Origin of the sequence: Streptomyces sp. NPDC001532 (genome assembly GCF_040298625.1) — a bacterium.
Lineage (GTDB): Bacteria > Actinomycetota > Actinomycetes > Streptomycetales > Streptomycetaceae > Streptomyces.
This window is the reverse complement of sequence record NZ_JBEPAL010000029.1, coordinates 50,348-70,140: the sequence shown is the minus strand read 5'-3', so window position 1 is coordinate 70,140 and position 19,793 is coordinate 50,348. Positions and strand designations below refer to the sequence as shown.

The following is a 19,793-nucleotide window of genomic DNA, read 5'->3' as shown; positions in this document are numbered from 1 at the left end:
GAGAAGCACGTTGGAATTGTGGGACCGGGACGTCGAGCCGTACGCGGCACGCCTGGAGGCCTTGGGCGGCGGCGCACTGGCCGACCTCGTGCTGGATGCGCCGGCATCGACGATCCCGTTGTTCGAGCCGCAGTACGACGACTTCTTTCCGGCGGCGCACCGCGAGCTGATCCGGTCCGCGCTCCACGCACGGGTGCGGGATCCGGCGGGCCGGCGGGACGACGCGGAGTTCGCGCGGGACTTCCTCAGTCGCTACGACGTGTTGCCGGAGGTCGCCGTCCGCCCTGCGGTCGGTCCCTTCATGATCGCGCTGGTCCGGCTCTTCGAAGGCGGAGCACCTGCCGCGTCCCTGTCCGCCGACGACGCGCTGGAGTGTCTGTCCTCCTGCTACGAGGCACTCCTGCTCTCCCAGGCGTCCGGACGAGCCACCATCGAGGACGAGGAGCGGAACCGGCGGTGCAGGCAGGCCATCGCGGTGCAGACAAGCCTGGTCCTGCGCGCGCTCGGCAGTACGACGGGCCCGTAGTTCACGGCGGCCGCGTCGCGTACGTCCGCACCGACGCCCTCACTCCCCCGTCGACGAGCCGACGGCCTCCCGCAGCAGATCCCGTAGTTCCAAGGCCGCCGGCAGCGGGGCCGCCGGCAGTGCCACGTGGACGGTGCGGCGCAGGGCCGGGTCGGTGAGGCGGCGCAGGACGAGTTCGTCGGGGACTGCCCGGGCGGCGAGGGAGGGCACCAGTGCCACGCCCAGGCCGGCGGCCGCGTAGCCGAACTTCGCGGTCCATTCCGCGATCCGGATGATCTTCCTGGGGGTGAAGCCCGCCCGCGCGCAGGCGTCGGCGAGCATCGTGGGGCGGTCGCCGTACGCGCTGTGCAGCCATGCCTCGTCCCGCAGTTCCCGCAGGTCGACCGCCGCCGCTCCGGCCAGTCGGTGCTCGCGCGGGAGGGCCACGAACAGCTCGTCCTCGCACAGCACCGTCGTCGTGACACCGTCCGCCGACGGCAGCCCGGACGGATAGTCGCTGACGACGGCCAGGTCCAGCGCCCCGTCCGCGAGGCGCTCCATCAGCGTGTCGGTCCAGCCCTCGACGGCGACGATCTCGACGTCCGGCCGGGCCCGCTGGAGCGCCCGCAGGGCGGTGGGGACCAGCGAGATGTTGGCGGTGGCGAACGCGCCCAGGTGCAGCAGCCCGCCCTGTCCCGCGTGCAGCACGGTCAGTTCCCGCTCCGCCCGCGACAGCCGGTCGAGCACGTCCACGGCGTGCCGATGCAGCGTACGACCGGCGGGGTTGAGCCGTACGCCTCGCGGGAGCCTGTCGAGCAGCGGTCCGCCCGCCTGCTGTTCCAGCGCGGCGATCCGCCGGGACACCGCGGACTGCGTGTAGTTGAGCCGGGCCGCCGCTTTGGTGAACGAGCCGGTCTCCGCGACGGCCACGAGCAGTCGCAGCGTGTCGATCTCGAACATGGTCCTCCCCCACCCCGTGCCCCCTCGCGCCATCCTCCCACGACTCATTCCGTGTGCGCATAGATCCCATGCGATGCAGTCGCTGGTGGAATGCCTGGCCTGGTCCTAACGTCGTTCAGGCGGCGGGGTGCGAAGGGCGATCGCGGGGTGAGGGACCCGGGGGGCGATCGCGGGGGATCACGGGGGTCACGGGGGATCGGCCCCGCCGCACCCATGACCCATGAGACGCGAGGGGGAGCAAATATGTTGCCAGGAACGCGAGTTGAGCAGGAGCGAGAGCGGTGACCCGGAAGGACGTGTTCTCGCTGCCGGCCATGCTGGCCGATCTGGAGGAGCTCGTGCGCTGCGAGTCCTTCTCCGCCGACCACGAGGCGGTGGCGCGCAGCGCCGAGGTGGTCGCGGGCCTCGGGACGAGACTGCTCGGGACCGAGCCGGAGACGATCGTGACCGACGGCGTGACCCACCTGCGGTGGGTTTTCGGCACTCCGAAGGTCCTGCTCGTGGGGCACCACGACACGGTGTGGCCCATGGGCTCGCTTCGGAACCACCCGTGGTCGGTGGCCCAGGGGATCGCCCGCGGTCCCGGGGTCCTGGACATGAAGGCGGGCCTCGTCCAGATGCTCCACGCGCTGGCCTCCCTGCCCTCCCCCGACGGCGTGTGCGTGCTGATCAACGGGGATGAGGAGGTCGGCTCCACGACCTCCCGGGAGTTGATCGAGGAGTCGGCGCGAGGACTCACGGCCGCTCTGGTGCTGGAGGCGGCCGCCGACGCGAACGGCACGCTCAAGACGGCCCGCAAGGGCACTTCGCGCTACGAGGTGGTCGTGCGGGGCAGAGCCGCGCACGCGGGTCAGGAACCGCACAAGGGGGTCAACGCCGCGGTCGAGGCGGCTCATCAGGTGCTGTCCATCGCCGCGTTCGGCGCCTCGACGGGAGGCACCGGTGCCGCGCCCTCCGGCCTCGGCCACACCACCGTCACACCCACCCTGCTGACGGCCGGCAGTGCCCGCAACACCGTTCCCGCGACGGCACGGGTGTCGGTGGACGTGCGCGTGCCGACATCGGCGGCGCAGGACCGGGTCGACGCGTACCTGCGAGGGCTCACCGCCCGGACGCCCGGAGCCCGGCTGGAAGTCCTGGGCGGCAGGCAACGGCCGCCCATGGAACCGGAGTCCTCCGCCGAGCTGTTCGCCCTCGCTTCCCGGCTCGCCGCGGAGCTGGGCCAGGAACCGCTGCGCGGCATCGCCGTCGGCGGCGCCTCGGACGGCAACTGCACGGCGGCGGTGGGCTGTCCGACGCTGGACGGCCTGGGCGCGGTGGGTGCGGGCGCGCACGCGGACTCCGAGTACGTCGAGGTCGCGTGGATGGTCCCGCGCGCCCGTCTGCTCGCCCGGCTCATCGATCACCTCACGCGGTGAAGCGGCCGCCATGTCCCCACCGTGCCGAGCCGGCTCGTGTTCCTGACCGTCCCCGGCCTCGCGTAGCCGCGTAGGGTTGCGAGGTGCCGAAGCCGACCGCAGGAACCGCCGCGCCCGAGGGCGGGGCCCGCAGACTCGCCCAGATGTACCGGCGCTTCGGCGAGGTCGACGCCGCCGGAACGTCGTCCCTCTACGAGCGTGTCGCCGTGGCCCTGAGCGAGTCGCGCGAGGCGCTGCGCTCCATCGAGGCGGTGCCGGCCCGCAGGCGGCACCCCACGGTGATCCTCGCCGCGCTGCACGACCTCGCCCTCGCCGGACACGCCCCGGAGCTCGCCGCGGCCTATGCGGCCGGGGACGCCGACGCCGCCGCGGGCGCGGCCGTCGACACGCTGCTGCGCCTGACCGATCAGGTCGCGGCCGTCGCCGTACGGCGGAGGACGCGGCCCGACGAGACCGGACGCCACGCCGTGCTGTATCCGGCCGTCGCCGAGGCGGCCCGACGGGTGGGCGCGCCCGCGGTGGGGCTGATCGACGTGGGGTGTTCCGCCGCGCTCAATCTGGACGTCGATCGCGTCGGCATCACGTACGGCGACGGGCTGTCGCTGGGTGACCCGTCGTCCCCCGTGCAGCTGTCGTGTTCCCTCGTGGGAGACCCGCCGGTCCCGGCACAGGCGATCCCCGATGTCGTCGCACGGATCGGCGTCGACCTCGAACCGCTCGATGTGACCGACGCGGACGACGTCCGATGGCTGCGCGCCTGCCTGTGGCCGGATCAGCCGGACCTGCCGGAGCGGGCCGCGCGGCTCGAAGCGGAGATCGCGCTGGCGGCGGCAGCCCCTCCGCTGCTCCTGCGCGGCGACGCGGTGGAGGTGCTGCCCGACGCCGTCGCCCGTGTCCCCGCGGAAGCTCTGCCCGTCGTCATCACGACATGGGCGCTGTCGCGGTTCCCGCGTGACAGCCGCATGCGCTTTCTGCACCGCCTCGGCGAGGCGGCGGCCGACCGGCCGGTGGCGTGGGTGTCGGCGGAGGGAGTCGGAGTCGCGCCGGCGATCCCGACCCTCGGCGACCGCCCCGCCTCCGGCCACAGCATCATCGGCCTGGCGTTGTTCGACCGGTCGGCCCGGCATGCCGAGGCCATCGGCCGCTGCTGGTCGCGGGGCCGCCTGCTGGCGTGGCTGGCCGAGCGCTGAGCCGTTCTCATGCACGCAGGCCCAGCGCTGAACCGATCTCATGCACGCAGGCCCAGCGCTGAACCGATCTCATGCACGCCGGCCCAGCGCTGAGCCGTTCTCATACGCCTGGTCAGCCCGTCGGCAGGCCCAGCCCGTAGTAGGTGACGTGGTAGCCGTCGACGTACTCGGCCTCGCCGCCGACGATCAGATCGGTCGGTTCGCTCACTCCCACCGCCCTGGCCGTCGCCACCATCAGCTCGGCCAGTGCGGTGCCCTTCGGATCGCCCGGCCCGCCTCCGTCGACGCGCCACACGGGATCGTCGTCGTCGAAGACCGACGCCGTGGCCGGGTGTTCGGCGACCGTTCCCCAGCCGAGTGCGGCCGGATCGACGCCGTCCGGCGCGAAGCAGCCGATCGACAACCGGTCACCGCACGTCACCTCGAACAGGATGGGTGCGCCGCTGTCGGTGCGTCCGTAGAACGGCATTCCGATCCTGATGCCGAGCGCGGTGGTCTCGGCGGGCAGCGCTCCGAGGAAGCTGCCCAGCGTCCCGGTGACGGTGTCCCAGCTGCGGGCCTTCCAGCCGCCGGGGAAGCCGAGGCCGACGTTGGCCTGGTCCTGGTTGCTGCCGAAGAAGCCGCTGATCGCGTACTCCTCGCCGATGCCCTGTCGCCAGAACCAGTTCTCCGCGGGACCGGTGGGCTGGAGAACCAGCTCCGGGCCCGCCTTGCCGGCGCGCAGCTCCAAGGTGTCCGGCCTTCCGCGCCAGCGTGTGAAGGGCGCGCCCCAGTGCGGTCCGCTGTCGTAGAAGGGACCGAGGTCGCCGTGCGAGCCCAGGATCGACGGCTTGCCCAGCGCCGCGGTCAGTTCCTCCCTGACGGTCCTGAACGCGGCGGCCTGTGCGGCGGCGTCCGGTGCGGCGCTCGCCACCGGGACCGCGAGCTCCACGTACGACTCGCCGCCGACGTAACGCTCTTCGTACCTGCCGACGGGCCTGAGGCGAGCGTCGCCCGAGGGCCGGCCGGTGTGCACCACGGGATCGTCCGGTGTCCCGCTCCAGGTCCAGCCGAGCCCGGCGACCAGGGCCCGCACTCCGTCCGGCGACCAGCCACCGGTGTCCGCCGCGACGAGTCGTCGGGCGAGATCCCCGAGGGACTCGTTCTCCGTTTCCGTCTCCGGCGCCGGCACCGGCACCGGCTCCGTCTCCTTGCTTCCCCGCTGTTCGTTCATGCGGTCATCGTGCCGCGTCACGAGTGGGGCGAGTACATCGGGGTGCCGGAGCGCGTACGCGCTCCGGTGCGGCTGAGAGGCCGTCAGGACGGAAGCGCAGCACGGGGGATGCGGCACGCCGGGCTCCGGCCGTGTCCGGTCACAGTGACGCCGTCTCGGACGCGGTCGCCCAAGTGAACCCGTCCGGGTCGGTGAACGCACCGGCGTCGCCGCTGATGGTGAGCCGGTGCGATCCGGTGCCGTCGGAGGGAACGCCGGCGACCTTGGCGAGACCGCGGCGCTTGTAGAGCGCGAGCTTGACGGGACCCGAGCCGGTGGCGAACTCGACGTACTTGCTGCCGAAGCTCTTCGCCACGGTGAGCCCGCGGTCGACGTAGAACTTCTTGGTCGCGCCCATGTCCGAGACTCCCAGCAGGAGCACGATCTCGTCGATCTGCCGAGTGGCCGGGCCGGTGTCCTTCTTCGAGGACGACGCGATCTGCCAGATCGTCCCGTCCGGGGCCTGGACGACGCCCCCGTAGCCCCAGAGCGACTTGGCGGCGGGCTTCAGCGTGGTCGCGCCGGCCTCCACGGCGGCGTCGACGAGGGCGTCGACGTCGGCCGGCTGGGAGACGACGAGCGACAGCGTGAAGCCGCGGAAGCCGGTCGTAGGCGCCTCGGAGGCCCGCAGGCGTACGGCGCTGCCCAGGCCGAAGGCGGTGGTGTAGAAGTGGGTGGCGGCGGCGAGGTCGGCCACCTCGAGGGTGACGGATTCGATGGAGGTCATGACGAAGACGCTAGTCGCGGCGGCCACTCCGCGGCTTCTCCATTCCTGACCGGAACGAGGACCGCGTCGCGCTGCCGGCCGGCGGCGCGGCGAGATCCGTCCAGGACGGACGGGACGCGCCCAGCCGGGGTGAGCTCAGCGCGTGCATGGCCTCACGTTCGATGCGTGCGATGTCGCCGAGGAGGCCGCCCGCCTGGGCGAGGTGGTGTGCGTCGGCGGACTCACCGGCCTTCGTGATCAGTGCGGCGGCCTCCGTCCACAGCGTGGCCGCCTCGGTGTACAGCTCGTGGCCGGTGCGCAAGTGGCCGCTGTCGATCCGCTGGGTGCACTCGGCGAGGAAGTCACGGTAGAGGTTGCGGAACAGGGCGCCGCCGGTGCCGGCCTTCTCCATCAGGAGGGCGGCCTGCGGCAGGTCCCGTCGCGGGTCGTCGGTCCGCTGGAGCCATGTGCGCACCAGCTTGCCGGCCTTCTCGATGCCTCGGTGGCCGAGGTTGGCGATGGGCGGGGCGAGGAAGGCGTCGGCGCAGGCGGTGATCGCGGGGATGATCCGGTCGTACGGAGCGGGCGTGCCGGGTGGGACGGTGAGGGTGAAGGAGCGGTGCTTGGCGGTCATCGGGCCGCGTGCCGCACGGGCCTCGGCGAGGCTGGCCAGGCTGGTGGTCACCGTTCCGCCCTGCTGATCGGTGTCGACGAGGTGGGCGTCGCGCTCGTCGTAGCCGTAGAGGGCGACGACATGGCCGCCGAAGTGCACCTTGGACGTGAAGTAGTCCAGGTGGTAGCTGTCCAGTTGCAGACCTACGGGGTGGCCGGCGTCGATCGAGGTCACCACGTTCTCCCAGGCCCGGCGCGGGGAGGTGGTCTCCTGGACGTCCAGCTCCAGGCCGAGCCGGGCGGCGAGGTTCCTGGTGAGCTCGAACGGCTTGACCCGTCCTCCGAGGAAGGGGAATCCCATGTTCTTGCTGTCCCAGTAGACGAAGGACAGGCCGGAGCCGAGGCCGAAGAGCATGGGTTCGGAGAGGTCGAGCCCTTGATGCCGCAGCAGCACGCCCAAGGCGGTCGTCTCGCAGTGCTGCGTGGCGCGGACCTCGATGCCTTTCACCATGGTCATACGAAGCTCTCCTGGACGGGGACGGTCGGCCGGGTCCTCAGTCTCTCGCGACACGGGCCCGGTGGCGCTCCCGCTGTGTCACCGAGAGCCGCCGAACCGCTGCCGCCCCGGTGACCGGACGGCTCCAGGCGGCTACGTTGGCACGCGATCGCCGCGTCGGGCGGCGAGAACGACGTACAGGGGGAACGGATGAAACGGCTGGGCAAGATCGGCTCGGTGATGATCGCCGGGGTCGCGGCGCTGCTGCTCGCGGGATGCAGCACCCCGACCGACTACAGCGAGATCGTCACCTTCACCGACGAACACGGGCGCGCCTGCACCGCGGCGGTCGTCGTCGACCAGGAACAGAACGAGGGCGCCGACTACGAGATAGCCAGCCTCGACTGCGACTACCCGCCGGAGGGCCGCACACCGGGGCCCGATCGTTACTCGACGCTGCCGGAACGGAACGCGAAGTGAGCTTGTCCCTCAGGTGAGTTGAAGGGCGCCTCACCGCCCGGCCCGGCACGTGCGCCGGGGCGAATGCCTGCCCTCCACCACAACCTCCGGGCGCTGCCGGATGTCTTGTGGGTGCAGGTGTCGTCGTGGTGAGGGAGGCGTCCTTCGTGATCGCAGTCAGTTCGTATCTGGCCGTGCCGCTGATCGCGGGCATGGTGGTCGTGGGCCCGGGGGCGCCGGACACGCCGGCCGCGACGGGTGTCTCGGCCAGTGCGGAGAGCGGTCATCACGCCGCCGTTCACGACGACTTCGACGGTGACGGCTACGAGGATGTCGTCGTCGGCGCACCCGGGGCCACCGTAGGGGGCCTCACCGCGGCGGGTTACGTGGTGGTGCGGTACGGCGGACCGCAGGTGGCTTCGGCGATCCGACGGTCCGTCATCAGCCGTGCCACGAGCGGCGTTCCGGGCAGTCCCGGGGGCGGTCAGGGTTTCGGGACGCAGGTCTCCAAGGGTGATCTGAACGGGGACGGGTTCGCCGACCTCGTGATCGGCACCAGGAGCAAGGCGTCCGACGCGGTCGTCGTGTGGGGCGGATCGCGCGGTCTGTCCGGCGGTACGTCGATCCCCGCCTCCCGCACCGAGACCGGCGACTTCGACGGGGACGGACGGCTCGACCTCGTCCTGTTCCGCACCCAGCCGGCTCAGGGCGACGATCCGGTCGGCAGCACCGCGACGGTGTGGTCCGGTCCCGTCAGCCGGGCCGGGAAGCCCGCCCGTGCGAGCGCCCTCGACGCCGCCTACTTCACCTACCGCGACGTCCGCGACGGCTCCGTCGGGGATGTGAACGGCGACGGCCGGGACGATCTCGCCCTCAACGTGTACCTGGGCGACGGCTCCTACGGCCCGCGCTTCTACCTCGCCGGCGCCGACGGCCTGGCCCCGCAGGAAGGCGCCGTTCCGCCGGGGGACGGCGGTATCGCGCTGGGTGACACCGACGGTGACGGGTACGACGACGTCCTGGTCGGCGACACCTACGAGTCGGTGGTCCGGGTCGCCCCCGGCTCGGCGGCGGGCGTGGCCCCGGCCGGCCGCTGGACGACGCTGAGCGAGGACACCCCCGGCGTCCCGGGCAGCCTGGAGAGCAGTGACCGCTTCGGCGCCTCGGTCGCCGTCGGCGATGTCACCGGCGACGGCATCGGCGACGTGGCCGTCGGCGCGCCCGGCGAGGAGCTGGGCCACGAGGACGGCGCCGGTGCCGTCCTCGTCCTGCGCGGCACCGGAAGCGGCCCCACGGGCACCGGTGCCCGTGCGTTCACCCAGAACACGGCGGGCGTCCCCGGTGCGGCGGAGGCCGGCGACGCGTTCGGCAGCGCCGTCCGGCTGGCGGACCTCGACGGCGACGGCCACGCCGACCTCGCCGCCGCCGCGGTCGGCGAGAACACCGGCGACGGCGCGGTGTGGGAGCTGCGCGGCCGGGCGCAGGGCGTCGTGACGGACGGGACGGCGGTCTACGGGGGCAGGGCGGTGGCGGCGCCGTACCGCAAGGCGGCCTTCGGGGCGTCGCTGGAGTAGACGGCCGGACGGCTCGGTTCGAGTGGGGCGTGCGGGCGCGGGGGCTTCAAGGGCCTTTCGCGTGGATACGCTCCTCGGCGAGAGCGCCGCAGGAGGTTCCCCATGCAGCCCGCACGCCAGGTGATCCGCGCCGCGCGCGTCTTCGACGGCGAACGCGTACTGCCCGACGGCGCGGCCGTGTTCGTCCGGGACGGCCGGATCGTCGGCGTCGAAGCCGCGGGCGCGCCGGTCCCGGAGGGCTGGCGGTCGCGGGACTTCCCCGGGGCGACGTTGCTGCCGGGCCTGTTCGACATGCACTGCCATCTCGGCTCCGACGGTCACGACGGCGGACTGGACCGGATGGCCACGGACGGCGAGGCGCGGCTGGCGGAGGTCATCGAGGACTCCCTGCGGCGCCAGCTCGCGGCGGGCGTCACCACGGTGCGCGACCTCGGCGACCGGAACTGGTCCGTCGTCCGCCGCCGCGATCTGGCCGGCGCGCCCGGCGCGGCGAGCCGTCCCTCCCCCACGATTGTCGCCGCCGGACCGCCGATCACCACTCCCGGTGGGCACTGTGCGTTCATGGGCGGCGCCGTCGAGGGCCCGGAGCAGTTGCGCGCGGCGGTGCGTGAGCGGGTCGAGCGGGGCGTCGACGTCGTCAAGGTGATGGGCAGCGGCGGGGCGTTCACTCCGGGGACGGATGTGACACGTTGTCAGTTCACTGTGGAGGAGCTCCGGATCGTCGTCGACACCGCGCACGCCGCGGGCCTGCCGGTGACCGTGCACGCGCACGCCCTCGCCGCGGTGGAGCAGGCCCTGGACGCCGGGGCCGACGGCGTAGAGCACTGCTCCTGTCTGACCGCCGACGGGGTGCGCATCACCGACGAGCTGCTGGAACGCCTGGCGAGGCAGGGCACTGCGGTATGCCCGACGCTCGGTATGACCGCGGAGGGCGTTCCGCCACCGCCGGTGCGAGCGCTGGTGGAGCGCTTCGGCATCGGTCTCGGACAGCGGCAGCGGACGGCCGCGCGGATGCGTCGTGCCGGTGTGCGGCTGGTATCGGGCGCGGACAGCGGCATCAACGCGGTCAAGCCGCACGGCATCCTCCGCGCGGCCGTCGCCGATCTCGTCGCCGGTGGCGTTCCGGCGGACGACGCGCTCGCCACCGCGACGTCGCTCGCCGCGGACACCTGCGGCCTCACCGACCGCAAGGGCCGGCTCCGCCGAGGGCTCGACGCCGACCTGCTCGTCGTACGCGGCGACCCGCTCCGGGACATGGCCGCGCTGGCCGAACCCGTGGCGGTGTCGGTCTCCGGCGTGTGGGTCGGTGCCGCCGGCGAGCCGCGGGATCGACCGTGAACGTGCTGACGTGCGCCGCGAGAACAGCTTGCGAAGCGCGCCGATCGGTGCGGCTACCCTGCGGCCATGGAGCTCTACTTCGATCCGGTGCCGCTCCTGGGTGACGCGCGCACATCGTTCGGTGGACGGTGGCCGGACAGGAAGTGGCTCAACGTGCCCGGCCCGTTCTACGGGGCGGAGACCGACAACTGCGGCACCGGCCGCATCCACGCCCCTGGGCTCGTCCTCTACGAGGGCGAGCACTTCACCGAGTACGTCTACCGTCAGCCTCGGACGACGGACGAGCTCCGGCAACTCGTGACGGCCGCCGGAGAGGATCCGTACGGCGGCTACGGCTGCGACGGGGACGAGCACTGGACGCCCGCGACGGTCCGGGAGTGGTGGCGCGACCGGGGCCGGGTCCGGGAGCACCTCATCGAGCGGCGCGCCGCCTGGGAGGCCGATGACGAGAAGTCCGGCCAGGACACGGCCGCCGCGGCCCTCGACTACGCCGCGTACCTCGACGGTGAACTCGCCGGCCACCTTCGGCTCTATCTCTTCTGGCTCGACGAGCGCCGCGCCCCGACGCCGACGGACCGCCTGCCGCGGCTGTAGCCGCACACACATCCGCACCCGCACCCGTTCCGGGCCCGCAGCCGCACCCGCACCAGGCCCGCCCCGCCTCCACCGCGCTCAGCGCGCCGGGACGCACTCGCCGGGGTAGAATCTTGAAATTTGATACGACATTTCGTAGCAAGCTTCCGCAATCTTCTTCACGGGAAGAGGGCCATCAAGAGGACCGCCGCACCCGGCCGGAGTGATCAATGTCCCGCAAGCGCCCGTCCGACGACGGCGACGAGCTGCTCGCCAGGCTCGGCGCGCTGACCGCGCAGGCCCGGGAGCGCGCGGAGCTCCAGCGGTCCCGGGTGGAGCTGGCCGTCGCCCTCCAGCAGGGCATGCTCCCCGCCGTCCTGCCGGTGGTCCGGCGTTTCCACCTGGCCGTCGAGTACCAGCCCGCCTATCACGGCCTCAGCGTGGGAGGAGACTGGTACGACGCGTTCACGATGCCCGACGGCTGTGTCGGGCTGTCCATCGGCGACGTCCAGGGGCACAACATCGAGGCGGCCGCCTTCATGGGGCAGGTGCGGGTCGGACTGCGCGCTCTCGCCTCCGTCACCAGCGAGCCCGGGGAACTCCTCACCCGCACCAACAACCTGCTGCTCGCGCTCGGCACCGATCTCTTCGCCACCTGCACGTTCATCCGTCTGGACCCCTCGACCGGCGTGCTGCAGAGCGCGCGGGCCGGGCACATACCGTCAGTCTGGGCCACGGCGGACGGCAAGTCCGGCCTCGCCGACGACCAGGGCGGACCACCCCTCGGCGTGCTTCCGGAGATCGAGTACCAGGTGACCGAGCACCGCCTCTCGGCGGGTGACGTCCTCGTCCTGGTCACCGACGGGGTGGTGGAGGGGCCCGCGCTGAGCCTGGACGAGGGTCTCGACCATGTGGTGCGGCTCGCGGGTGTCGCGGCCGTCGCCGGCATGGAGGTGACCTCGCTGGCCACCGCGGTGATCAAGGGGGCCGAGCGGGTGGGCCACGCGGACGACGCCGCCGTGCTCGTCGTCGGCCGCGACAGACTCGCCCCGTACACCCCGCACCTCTAGAGATCAGCCAAAGGGCGGTGCACGGGTCCTCCCGCCTCGCCGAACGGCCGGTGCCGGTGTGTGATGGCTGCTGTGGTGCGTACCCAGGATCGGCGCCGAGCGGTCGTCTACGGTCTCCAGACGCTGGCCGTCGCCGCCTGCTACTACGCGGCGGGACGGCTGGGCCTGTTGCGCCAGCTCGCCGTCGGCGACGCGGTGTTCACGCCCATCTGGCCGCCCACCGGCGTCGCGCTGGCCGCGCTGTTCGTCTTCGGCCTGCGGTGCTGGCCGGGTATCGCACTCGGCGCGTTACTCGTCGTCCTGTCCCTCACCTCGCTGCGGCCCTCCGCGCTCGGCAACGTCGCCGGGAACACCGTCGCGCCCGTCTGCGCCTACCTCATGCTGCGCAGAGTGGGCTTCCGGACCAATCTGAGCCGGTTACGGGACGGCGTCGCCCTGGTCTTCCTCGGGGCGCTGGCCGCGATGCTGATCAGCTCCACGGTGGGTGTCGGCCTTCTGATACTCACCGGCAAGCTCACCGCGGACGGCTTCTGGCCCGTCTGGCTGGCGTGGTGGGTGGGCGACGCGATGGGCGTACTGCTCGTCACCCCGGCCCTGCTGCTGCTCAGCGAGGCGCACCACGCGCCCGACCCGGCCCGCTGGAAGGAGGCCCTGGTCCTGGTCGCCGCCGCCTGCGCCATCGTCCCGCTGGCCACGTACAGCAGGCTGAGCCTGCTGTACCTCATCTACCCGCTGCTGATCTGGGCGGCCCTGCGCTTCCAGCTGGCGGGCAGCGTGCTGTGCGCACTGTTCGCCTCCGTCCTCGCCACCCTCGCGGCCACCGAGGGCACCGGACCGTTCTCGCGGCTGACCCGGGTCGAGGTGATGATCAAGCTCCAGGTCTTCAACGGATCCATGGCCCTGACCGCCCTGCTGCTGTCGGCCGTGATCATCGAGCAGCTCAACACCCGGCGCTCGGTGGAGCGCGCCTGCCAGGAACTGGTCGAGGTCCTCGAACACCTCACCGCGGGCGAGGCCGCCCCACCCGGCCGGACACCGACGGGCGAGGCCGCCCCGCCCGGCCGGGCACCGGCGGACGAGGACGGCCTGCCCCGGGACCGCGACGGCCCTCCGGAGGCCGGCGGCGGCCCGCGCGCCGGCCCCGGGAGCCCGTGAGGCGACGGCGAGGCCGTCGCCCCGTTCTCGCGTTCCCGACGGGACTACACGACGGTCAACAGGTCCGTCCGGTGTAGAACGCGCCGTCGATCTCGTCCGCCGCTCCGAGCCAGGTACGGCCGGGGCCGACGCACCGCTCGTAGTTCGGACCCCAGACCTCCACCTCGATGACGACGCGGGAGCCGTCGCCGGTGCAGTGGTTGTAGTAGGAGTCGGACCCGGTTTCGTAGAACCCGCAGGGGTCCGCGGCAGCGACCGGGGCGGTGGCCAGCGGCAGGCCGAGTCCCAGGACGATGCTGCTGAGGGCGCCCACCAGGGCACGACGAAGCGTCATCTAGCTGCTCCTAGAGAAGATCGAACGCCGGACGTTCCGGCGGTGCGGTGAAAGCGTCGCGGAAACCGCGGGGAAGAGCCGCCGATCTCACTCGTAAGAGCGGTCAAAACGGGACCAAACCATCACTTCGGGTAGGCGCGAAGCACGGCGGCGAGCTACGCGGAAGCGACCGGCGCAGGGCGCGGAAGGAGGCGGAGTGTACGTCCGTACACTCTGGAGTGTACGATCGTACGCATGCCGACGACGGACTACTTCGCCGAGGACCCGCGCACCCAGCTGGAGCGCATGCTGGCGGGCGACCTCTACATCGCCGACGACCCGGAGATCGCCCGCCGCCAGCAGCACGCGGTGCGCCTCGCGGCCCGCTATCTGGCCGCCTACGCCGAGGACGCCGACGCGGCCCGGCCGCTGCTCGCCGAGCTGCTCGGCTCACTGGGCGAGGAGGCGCACGTACGGCCGCCCCTGTACGTCGACTACGGCAGCAACATCACCATCGGGGCGCGCACCTTCGTCAACTACAACCTGACGGCGCTGGACGTCGCCGCCATCACCATCGGCGAGGACTGCCAGATCGGCCCCAACGTCCAGTTGCTCACGCCGACGCACCCGCTGGAGCCGCAGCCACGGCGCGACAAGCTGGAGGCCGCGCAGCCGATCGTCATCGGTGACAACGTCTGGCTCGGCGGCGGCGCCATCGTGCTGCCCGGTGTGACCATCGGGGACAATTCCGTCATCGGCGCCGGAGCCGTCGTCACCAAGGACGTGCCCGCGAACGTCGTCGCCGTCGGCAACCCCGCGCGCCCGGTCCGCGCCCTCTGAACGGCCCCTCGGTCATGGCCACCGGACACACCGACCCCCAGCGGCGCGAGCGCATCCTCGCCGCGACCCTCGACCTCATCGCCGACGAAGGTGTCGCCGGTGTCTCGCACCGGAAGATCGCGGCACGCGCCGGCGTACCCCTGGGCTCGATGACCTACCACTTCAGCGGTATCGACCAGCTGCTGCGCGAGGCGTTCCGCGGCTTCACGGAGCACATCGTCGCCCTGTTCGACGCCCGTCTCAGCGCGCCGGCCGACCGCGACGAGGCCCGGGCGGCCGTGGCCGACCTCATCCACACGCTGTCCGAGGGCGCCCAGCGCGACCTCGTCCTCACCCAGGAGCTGTACACGCTCGCGGCCCGGCAGCCCGCCTACCGGGAACTCACCCAGGAGTGGATGGCCCGCAGCCGCGCCCACCTGGAGAAGCACTTCGACCCGGACACCGCCCGCCAGCTCGACGCCCTCATCGAGGGATTGACCCTGCACCGCGCTCTGGCCCAGGAACCCCACGACCGCGCCCTGACCCTCGAAGCCGTCACCCGCATCACCACGGCTGACCGGGGAACCCACTAGCCGCCCGTGCGGCACGGACCTGACCGCCGTGTCGCACGGGTTCCCGCCGTGGCTCGCTCACCGGCCGCGGCGGCACACCGCCTCGGGCCTCACTCGCCCTCTCGGTAGGCACGGTCGAGGGCGGCCAGCGCGCTGTCGACGTCGGTGGTGCCGGCGAAGAGGGACCGGATCTGCTCGAAGTGCACCTGCTGCACCGCGGTGTTGGGCCATCGCTGGTCCATGAACGGGACCGTCGTACCCGACTGCTGGCGTTCGGCCACCTCCTCGATGGCCGCGTCCACGGCGAAGGACGAGTTGGGGATGGCGGGGAGGGTCGCCCCGGACCGGTTGTACAGGTTCTGTCCTTGTTCGGAACCGAGGAAGTCGATGAAGGCGAGCGCGGCCTCGCGGTGCGGGCTGCCGGGGTTGAGGCCGTACGCGGCCGACACGGCGCCCGGCATGCGGGTGTCGCCGGGATCGTCGGTGGCCGGCAGTGCCGCCATCCGCAGGTCCAGGTCGGGGTCCGCGGCGCGCAGGGCGGACAGCGTGCTGGCGACCTGGACGACGCCCAGCGCACGGCCGGAGGTCACCTCGTCGAGAGTGTCCTCGTAACCGGTGTGCAGCGGGTCGGAGTTGAAGCAGCCTCTTTCCTCCATCTCCAGGTACTTGAGCAGCGCCGTCCGCCACTCCGACCCGGCGAAGGTCGTGCGGCCGAACTCCATCTGCTCGTCGAACTCCGGCCGGCCGGCGTACACGGTCGTCGCCACGAGGGCGTAGGTGATCAGCTGCCGCACCCATGGCGTCTCGTTGCCAAGGGCGAAGAGGACCTTGCCGTGGCCGCGAGCGGTGTCGCACAGGGTGAGCAGTTCGGTCCAGGTGGTGGGTGGCGTGGCGTCGACGGCCTCCAGGGCGGCGGTGGAGTAGATCGCGCCGATCGCACTGAAGTTGACCGGCACCGCGTAGGTGCCGCCGTCCTCGGCCACGGTCACCGGCCGGACGCCCTCGGGCAGGTCGAGGTTGAAGTGGCGCAGGCTGAGCTCCTCCAGGAGGTCGTCCGCCGCCAGCGCGGTGACGGACGCGGGGTTGCCGCTGCCGGGCCACACCGTGAACACGTCGGGTCCCTTGCCGGAGCGCAGTTGCCGGGGCAGTCGCTTCTGGAGGGTGTTGGTGTCCGCGAAGGTGAGGGTGACCTCGATGCCGGGGTGCTCGCGCCGGAAGGCGGCGACGACGCTGTCCATCGACGACTTGTCGGTGATGTTCGCCATGACGGACAGTTCCGCGTCCGCGCCGCCGTCCGCCCCGGTCCCTCCGTTCGCCTCGGAGGAGCAGCCGGTGATCGGGAGGAGGGTCAGGACGAGGAAGGGGGTGAGAAGGGGGCCGAGGAGGCGGGTGGGGCGCGGCACGAGCGGTCTCCGGGCAGGGGTGGGGCGGATGGGGCGTGGGTCTCACGGCCGCCGGCCGGTCGGGGCGGGTCGGCGGTGGGCCGGCGGGGCCGGGCCGGTCGGCGGCCGTGAGAGTGGGGCGCTGGTGGCCGTCAGCCGACGGTGACGGCCCGCTGTGCGGTGATGTCACGGGAGGTGCGGGCCGCCGCGAAGGTGTACGACCCGGGTACCAGGGTCCAGCCGCCGGACTGCCAGACGGTCAGGTCCTGCGCGGGGACCGTGAACGTCAGCCGGGCCGTGCCCGCCGGGGCGAGCGTCACCTTGCGGAAGGCGACGAGGCGGCGCGGTTCGGCCGCGGCGGCCCGGGGCAGGGTGGCGTAGATCTGGACGACGTCGGTGCCCTTGCGGGAGCCGGTGTTGGTGACGGTCACGGCGACGTTGACGCTCCGGGTGGCCGGATCGTAGGCGGCTTCGAGGGAGCCGTGGGCGAAGGTCGTGTAGGACAGGCCGTGGCCGAAGGGGAAACGGGGTTGCTGCCCCTTGGCGTCGTAGTAGCGGTAGCCGACGGCGATGCCCTCGTCGTAGGTGACGGTGCCGTTCGTGCCGGGGTAGGCGGCGGCGTTGGTGCCGGGTCCCTGGGTGGCGTCGGCGGGGAAGGTGACGGGGAGGCGGCCGGTGGGGTCGCTGTCGCCGAAGAGGACGGCGGCGAGCGCGGTGCCCATCCCGCGTCCGCCGTACCAGGCCTGGATCACGGCTTCCACGTCGCCGAGCCATGGTGTGGCGACGGGTCCGTCCGTGTTGAGGACGACGATGGTGCGCGGGTTCGCGGCGGCGACGGCGGTGATGAGCTGGTTCTGGTCGCCGGGCAGGTCGAGCTGTCCGTGGTCCATGTCCTCGCCCGCGACCCGGTTGACGAACACGACGGCGGCGTCCGCCGCCTTGGCGGCCGTCACGGCGGCGGGGATGAGGGATTCGGGCTGCCAGCCGAGGGTCAGGCCGCAGGCTCCGGTGTCGGCGGTGGCGTTGGTGTACGTCAGCTCGACGGAGACGGCGCGACCCGCGGTCAGCTCGATGGCGCCCTGGAGCGGATAGTCGAAGGGGCCGAGGAAGAAGCGGCGGCTGTGCCGGGTGCCGGAGACGACCGTGGTGCCGTTGATCCTCAGCGTGGTGGTGCCCGCGGGCAGCAGGGAGAAGCGGTGCAGGCCGGTGGTGGTCGGCACCAGGGTGCCGGTCCACTTCGCCGACCAGACGGCGGGCAGGTTCTGCACCGGCGCGGTGGTGAAGTCGACGGTCGCGTCGGTCCTGGTGGCGAGGGGGGTGCCGGTGGGCTCGGCGCCCGCGTAGTAGGCGGCGGTCAGCCCGGCCGCGCCGGAGGTGTCGCGCAGCACGGACGAGGTGACCGGGGTCAGCGGAAGGTCTCCCTTGCTGCCCTGTGCGTGGGTGACCTTGACGGAGGTGCCGGCCCGGTCGCGGATGGCCTGGAGCGGGGTGGTCCAGGTCCCGGGGTCGACGTAGGTGGAGCCGGCCACGCCGGTGAAGGCGTCGGTGCCGGCGGGGCCGATGACCGCCAGCGTCTTCAGCGAGCCGGGCAGCGGGAGTGCCGCGGAGCGGTTGGCGAGCAGCACCGTGGCAGCGACCGCGGCTTCGTGGGCGAGGTTTCGGTGTTCCTGGGTGCTGACGTCGGCGGCCGGGGCGGGCACGGGGTGGTCGAAGAGGCCGTGGGCGTACATCGTGACGAGGATGCGGCGGGCGGCGTCGTGCAGCCGTGCGTCCGGTATCGCTCCGCCGGTGAGGGCACCTGCCGGGATCTTCACGCCGGCGGGGCCGAGTCCGGCGAGGTCCATGCCGGCCCGGGCGGCGGCGATCTGGTCGTCACCGGCCCAGAAGTCGGGGACGGTGTAGCCCTGGAGGCCGAGGCCCTTCTTCAAGTCGTCGAACAGGGACGGGTTCTGGGTGGCGAAGGTGCCGTTGATCCTGGGATAGGCCATCATCACCGAGGTGGTCGGGGCGGCGGCGACCACGTGGCGGAACGGGGCCTGGTAGATCTCGCGCAGGGCGCGGTCGGAGACCTTGGTGTCGGTGAAGAAGCGGTTGGTCTCCTGGGTGTAGGCGGCGAAGTGCTTGACGGTGGCCGCCACGTCGCGGCTCTGCATGCCGGTGGTGACGGCCGCTCCCAGCCGCCCGGCGAGCAGCGGGTCCTCCCCCATGCCTTCCGACTGACGGCCGAAGTGCCAGGTCCGGGTCAGGTCGACGGTGGGGCCGAGCATGTTGTTGTAGCCCTTGGCACGGCCCTCGGTGCCGATGGCCTCGCCGATCCTGCGGGCCAGGTCCTCGTCGAAGGTCGCCGCCTGGGCGACGGGCACGGGGAAGGCGGTCACTCCGCTCTCGCCACGCAGGCCCGCCGAGGCGTCGACCATCGTCAGCGCCGGTATGCCCAGGTGCGCGACGGCGGCGAAGTCGCACCGGATGAGGGCTTCCTTCTCCGCCGCCGTCATACGGGCGAGCAGGGCGTCGGCGCGTTCGTGCGGGCCGGTGCCGGAGGCGGCGGCCGCCCGCGGGCTCACGCTCGGGGCCATGCTCGCGGCCAACGCGGTGAAGGTGGCGGCAGAGAGGAAGGTTCGTCTGTTCACAACGGCTCTCCGGACGAGTGTGGCGACCGCTCAACGGGCCGCCGCGAAGGGGCGCGGCCGACCTGGGGTGGTGTTCACGGTCGGCCACGGATTGACGGGGTGGGCGGACGGAAATTGCGCCCTGCGTTCGTTCGACGGGGTCACTGCCGTGTCCCGACGGCAGCTCCGAGCCTGAAAGTTATGGCTTGTTCCCTACCGGGTCAACCCTTCGATGAACCACCTCAGAAAAGGCCATCTGACCTGCGAGAACGAGTCTGTTTCGATTGAAATTCACGTTGAATTTCAATTGAACTCGCGGGCGTTCGCCTTTTCCATCGAGCTGGTGGATGGAATGCATTTATGACGGTGATGCGCCTGTCTGGAAATCCCGGTTGTGAGGCTGGACCGAGGAGGCGGTGTCGTCCGCTGGTTCGGGCGAAGCCCTAGGCTCCCGGGAGGCGGGGAGTCGCGTTCCGGGCCCGGTCGACGTCGAGGCGGCGGCGGCCGTCCTGGCCCGGCTCACCGCACCGCTGCCGCGTCGGCGGGGCCCCGCGGCCTCGCGGGCGTCGGTCGTGGACCGGGACCAGCGGCTACGACGCGCCCTGCGCGTCTGCCTGCATCACCTCGACGCGGGCGCCGTGACGCCGCCGGCCGCAGCGGGTGAGGCGCTGTCGCCGGGGCCGATCGCGCTGTTCTCCGCTCCGGCCGCCCCGAGCCCGCCCGGGACCGTTCCCCGCCCGCCGCCGGACGGGCGTGTGACCGCGCTGGGCTGGGCCGAGGCCGTCCCGGG

At 72.4% G+C, this 19,793-nt stretch carries 18 protein-coding genes; 11 read left to right on the top strand and 7 right to left on the bottom strand.

Annotated elements, in window-relative coordinates:
• Positions 1 to 10 precede the first annotated feature (10 nt).
• Positions 11 to 526 (top strand): hypothetical protein, encoded by a 516-nt coding sequence (locus tag ABT232_RS25000; protein ID WP_351843572.1) that lies wholly within the window; start codon positions 11 to 13, stop codon positions 524 to 526.
• A gap of 39 nt (positions 527 to 565) precedes the next feature.
• Here the strand turns inward: ABT232_RS25000 and ABT232_RS24995 are convergent, their stop codons facing one another.
• Positions 566 to 1,465 carry a LysR family transcriptional regulator gene (locus ABT232_RS24995; protein ID WP_351843570.1) on the bottom strand — a complete coding sequence of 300 codons (900 nt, stop codon included), beginning with the start codon at positions 1,463 to 1,465 and terminating at the stop codon, positions 566 to 568.
• Positions 1,466 to 1,779: 314 nt separating this feature from the next.
• Between ABT232_RS24995 and ABT232_RS24990 the strand changes: the two genes are divergently transcribed.
• Together ABT232_RS24990 and ABT232_RS24985 are read left to right on the top strand one after the other, a co-directional pair.
• The gene (locus tag ABT232_RS24990; protein ID WP_351843658.1) at positions 1,780 to 2,883 is read left to right on the top strand and encodes a M20 family metallopeptidase; all 1,104 of its coding nucleotides are present in this window, start codon (positions 1,780 to 1,782) and stop codon (positions 2,881 to 2,883) included.
• Positions 2,884 to 2,966: 83 nt separating this feature from the next.
• Positions 2,967 to 4,073, top strand: coding sequence for a DUF2332 domain-containing protein (locus ABT232_RS24985; protein WP_351843568.1), 1,107 nt, complete (start codon positions 2,967 to 2,969; stop codon positions 4,071 to 4,073).
• A gap of 112 nt (positions 4,074 to 4,185) precedes the next feature.
• On the opposite strand, the gene ABT232_RS24980 is transcribed toward ABT232_RS24985, so the two are convergent.
• From ABT232_RS24980 to ABT232_RS24970, 3 genes are all read right to left on the bottom strand, one after another.
• Positions 4,186 to 5,286: a hypothetical protein gene (locus ABT232_RS24980; RefSeq protein ID WP_351843566.1), complete on the bottom strand. Its 1,101-nt coding sequence runs from the start codon at positions 5,284 to 5,286 to the stop codon at positions 4,186 to 4,188.
• A 139-nt stretch (positions 5,287 to 5,425) separates the two neighbouring features.
• Complete coding sequence (locus ABT232_RS24975) at positions 5,426 to 6,052, bottom strand: glyoxalase (RefSeq protein WP_351843564.1); 627 nt, start codon at positions 6,050 to 6,052, stop codon at positions 5,426 to 5,428.
• 10 nt (positions 6,053 to 6,062) lie between these two features.
• A complete protein-coding gene (locus tag ABT232_RS24970; RefSeq protein WP_351843562.1) occupies positions 6,063 to 7,160 on the bottom strand; it encodes a BtrH N-terminal domain-containing protein in 1,098 nt (365 codons plus the stop codon).
• A 189-nt stretch (positions 7,161 to 7,349) separates the two neighbouring features.
• Here ABT232_RS24970 and ABT232_RS24965 point away from each other — a divergent pair, with 189 nt between their 5' ends.
• The 6 genes from ABT232_RS24965 (at position 7,350) to ABT232_RS24940 (ending at position 13,308) form a co-directional block, all read left to right on the top strand.
• Positions 7,350 to 7,619 (top strand): YgdI/YgdR family lipoprotein, encoded by a 270-nt coding sequence (locus ABT232_RS24965; protein WP_351843559.1) that lies wholly within the window; start codon positions 7,350 to 7,352, stop codon positions 7,617 to 7,619.
• Between the two features lie 146 nt (positions 7,620 to 7,765).
• A complete protein-coding gene (locus ABT232_RS24960; RefSeq protein ID WP_351843557.1) occupies positions 7,766 to 9,172 on the top strand; it encodes an FG-GAP and VCBS repeat-containing protein in 1,407 nt (468 codons plus the stop codon).
• Between the two features lie 102 nt (positions 9,173 to 9,274).
• Positions 9,275 to 10,510 (top strand): amidohydrolase family protein, encoded by a 1,236-nt coding sequence (locus ABT232_RS24955; protein WP_351843555.1) that lies wholly within the window; start codon positions 9,275 to 9,277, stop codon positions 10,508 to 10,510.
• A gap of 66 nt (positions 10,511 to 10,576) precedes the next feature.
• Positions 10,577 to 11,104, top strand: a complete 528-nt coding sequence (locus ABT232_RS24950) for a ferredoxin (protein ID WP_351843553.1) — start codon at positions 10,577 to 10,579, stop codon at positions 11,102 to 11,104.
• A gap of 209 nt (positions 11,105 to 11,313) precedes the next feature.
• Positions 11,314 to 12,153 (top strand): PP2C family protein-serine/threonine phosphatase, encoded by an 840-nt coding sequence (locus ABT232_RS24945; RefSeq protein ID WP_351843550.1) that lies wholly within the window; start codon positions 11,314 to 11,316, stop codon positions 12,151 to 12,153.
• A gap of 63 nt (positions 12,154 to 12,216) precedes the next feature.
• Positions 12,217 to 13,308, top strand: a complete 1,092-nt coding sequence (locus ABT232_RS24940; protein ID WP_351843548.1) for an MASE1 domain-containing protein — start codon at positions 12,217 to 12,219, stop codon at positions 13,306 to 13,308.
• A 55-nt stretch (positions 13,309 to 13,363) separates the two neighbouring features.
• Here ABT232_RS24940 and ABT232_RS24935 read toward each other — a convergent pair whose 3' ends face one another.
• Positions 13,364 to 13,642: a DUF6355 family natural product biosynthesis protein gene (locus tag ABT232_RS24935; protein WP_351843546.1), complete on the bottom strand. Its 279-nt coding sequence runs from the start codon at positions 13,640 to 13,642 to the stop codon at positions 13,364 to 13,366.
• A gap of 234 nt (positions 13,643 to 13,876) precedes the next feature.
• Between ABT232_RS24935 and ABT232_RS24930 the strand changes: the two genes are divergently transcribed.
• Together ABT232_RS24930 and ABT232_RS24925 are read left to right on the top strand one after the other, a co-directional pair.
• On the top strand, positions 13,877 to 14,461 hold the full coding sequence (locus tag ABT232_RS24930) for a sugar O-acetyltransferase (RefSeq protein WP_351843544.1): 585 nt from the start codon (positions 13,877 to 13,879) through the stop codon (positions 14,459 to 14,461).
• Positions 14,462 to 14,475: 14 nt separating this feature from the next.
• Positions 14,476 to 15,033, top strand: a complete 558-nt coding sequence (locus ABT232_RS24925) for a TetR/AcrR family transcriptional regulator (protein ID WP_351843542.1) — start codon at positions 14,476 to 14,478, stop codon at positions 15,031 to 15,033.
• Positions 15,034 to 15,122: 89 nt separating this feature from the next.
• On the opposite strand, the gene ABT232_RS24920 is transcribed toward ABT232_RS24925, so the two are convergent.
• Together ABT232_RS24920 and ABT232_RS24915 are read right to left on the bottom strand one after the other, a co-directional pair.
• Positions 15,123 to 16,415, bottom strand: a complete 1,293-nt coding sequence (locus ABT232_RS24920; RefSeq protein ID WP_351843540.1) for an ABC transporter substrate-binding protein — start codon at positions 16,413 to 16,415, stop codon at positions 15,123 to 15,125.
• Positions 16,416 to 16,546: 131 nt separating this feature from the next.
• A complete protein-coding gene (locus tag ABT232_RS24915) occupies positions 16,547 to 19,024 on the bottom strand; it encodes a glycoside hydrolase family 3 protein (protein ID WP_351843538.1) in 2,478 nt (825 codons plus the stop codon).
• Positions 19,025 to 19,793 lie beyond the last annotated feature (769 nt).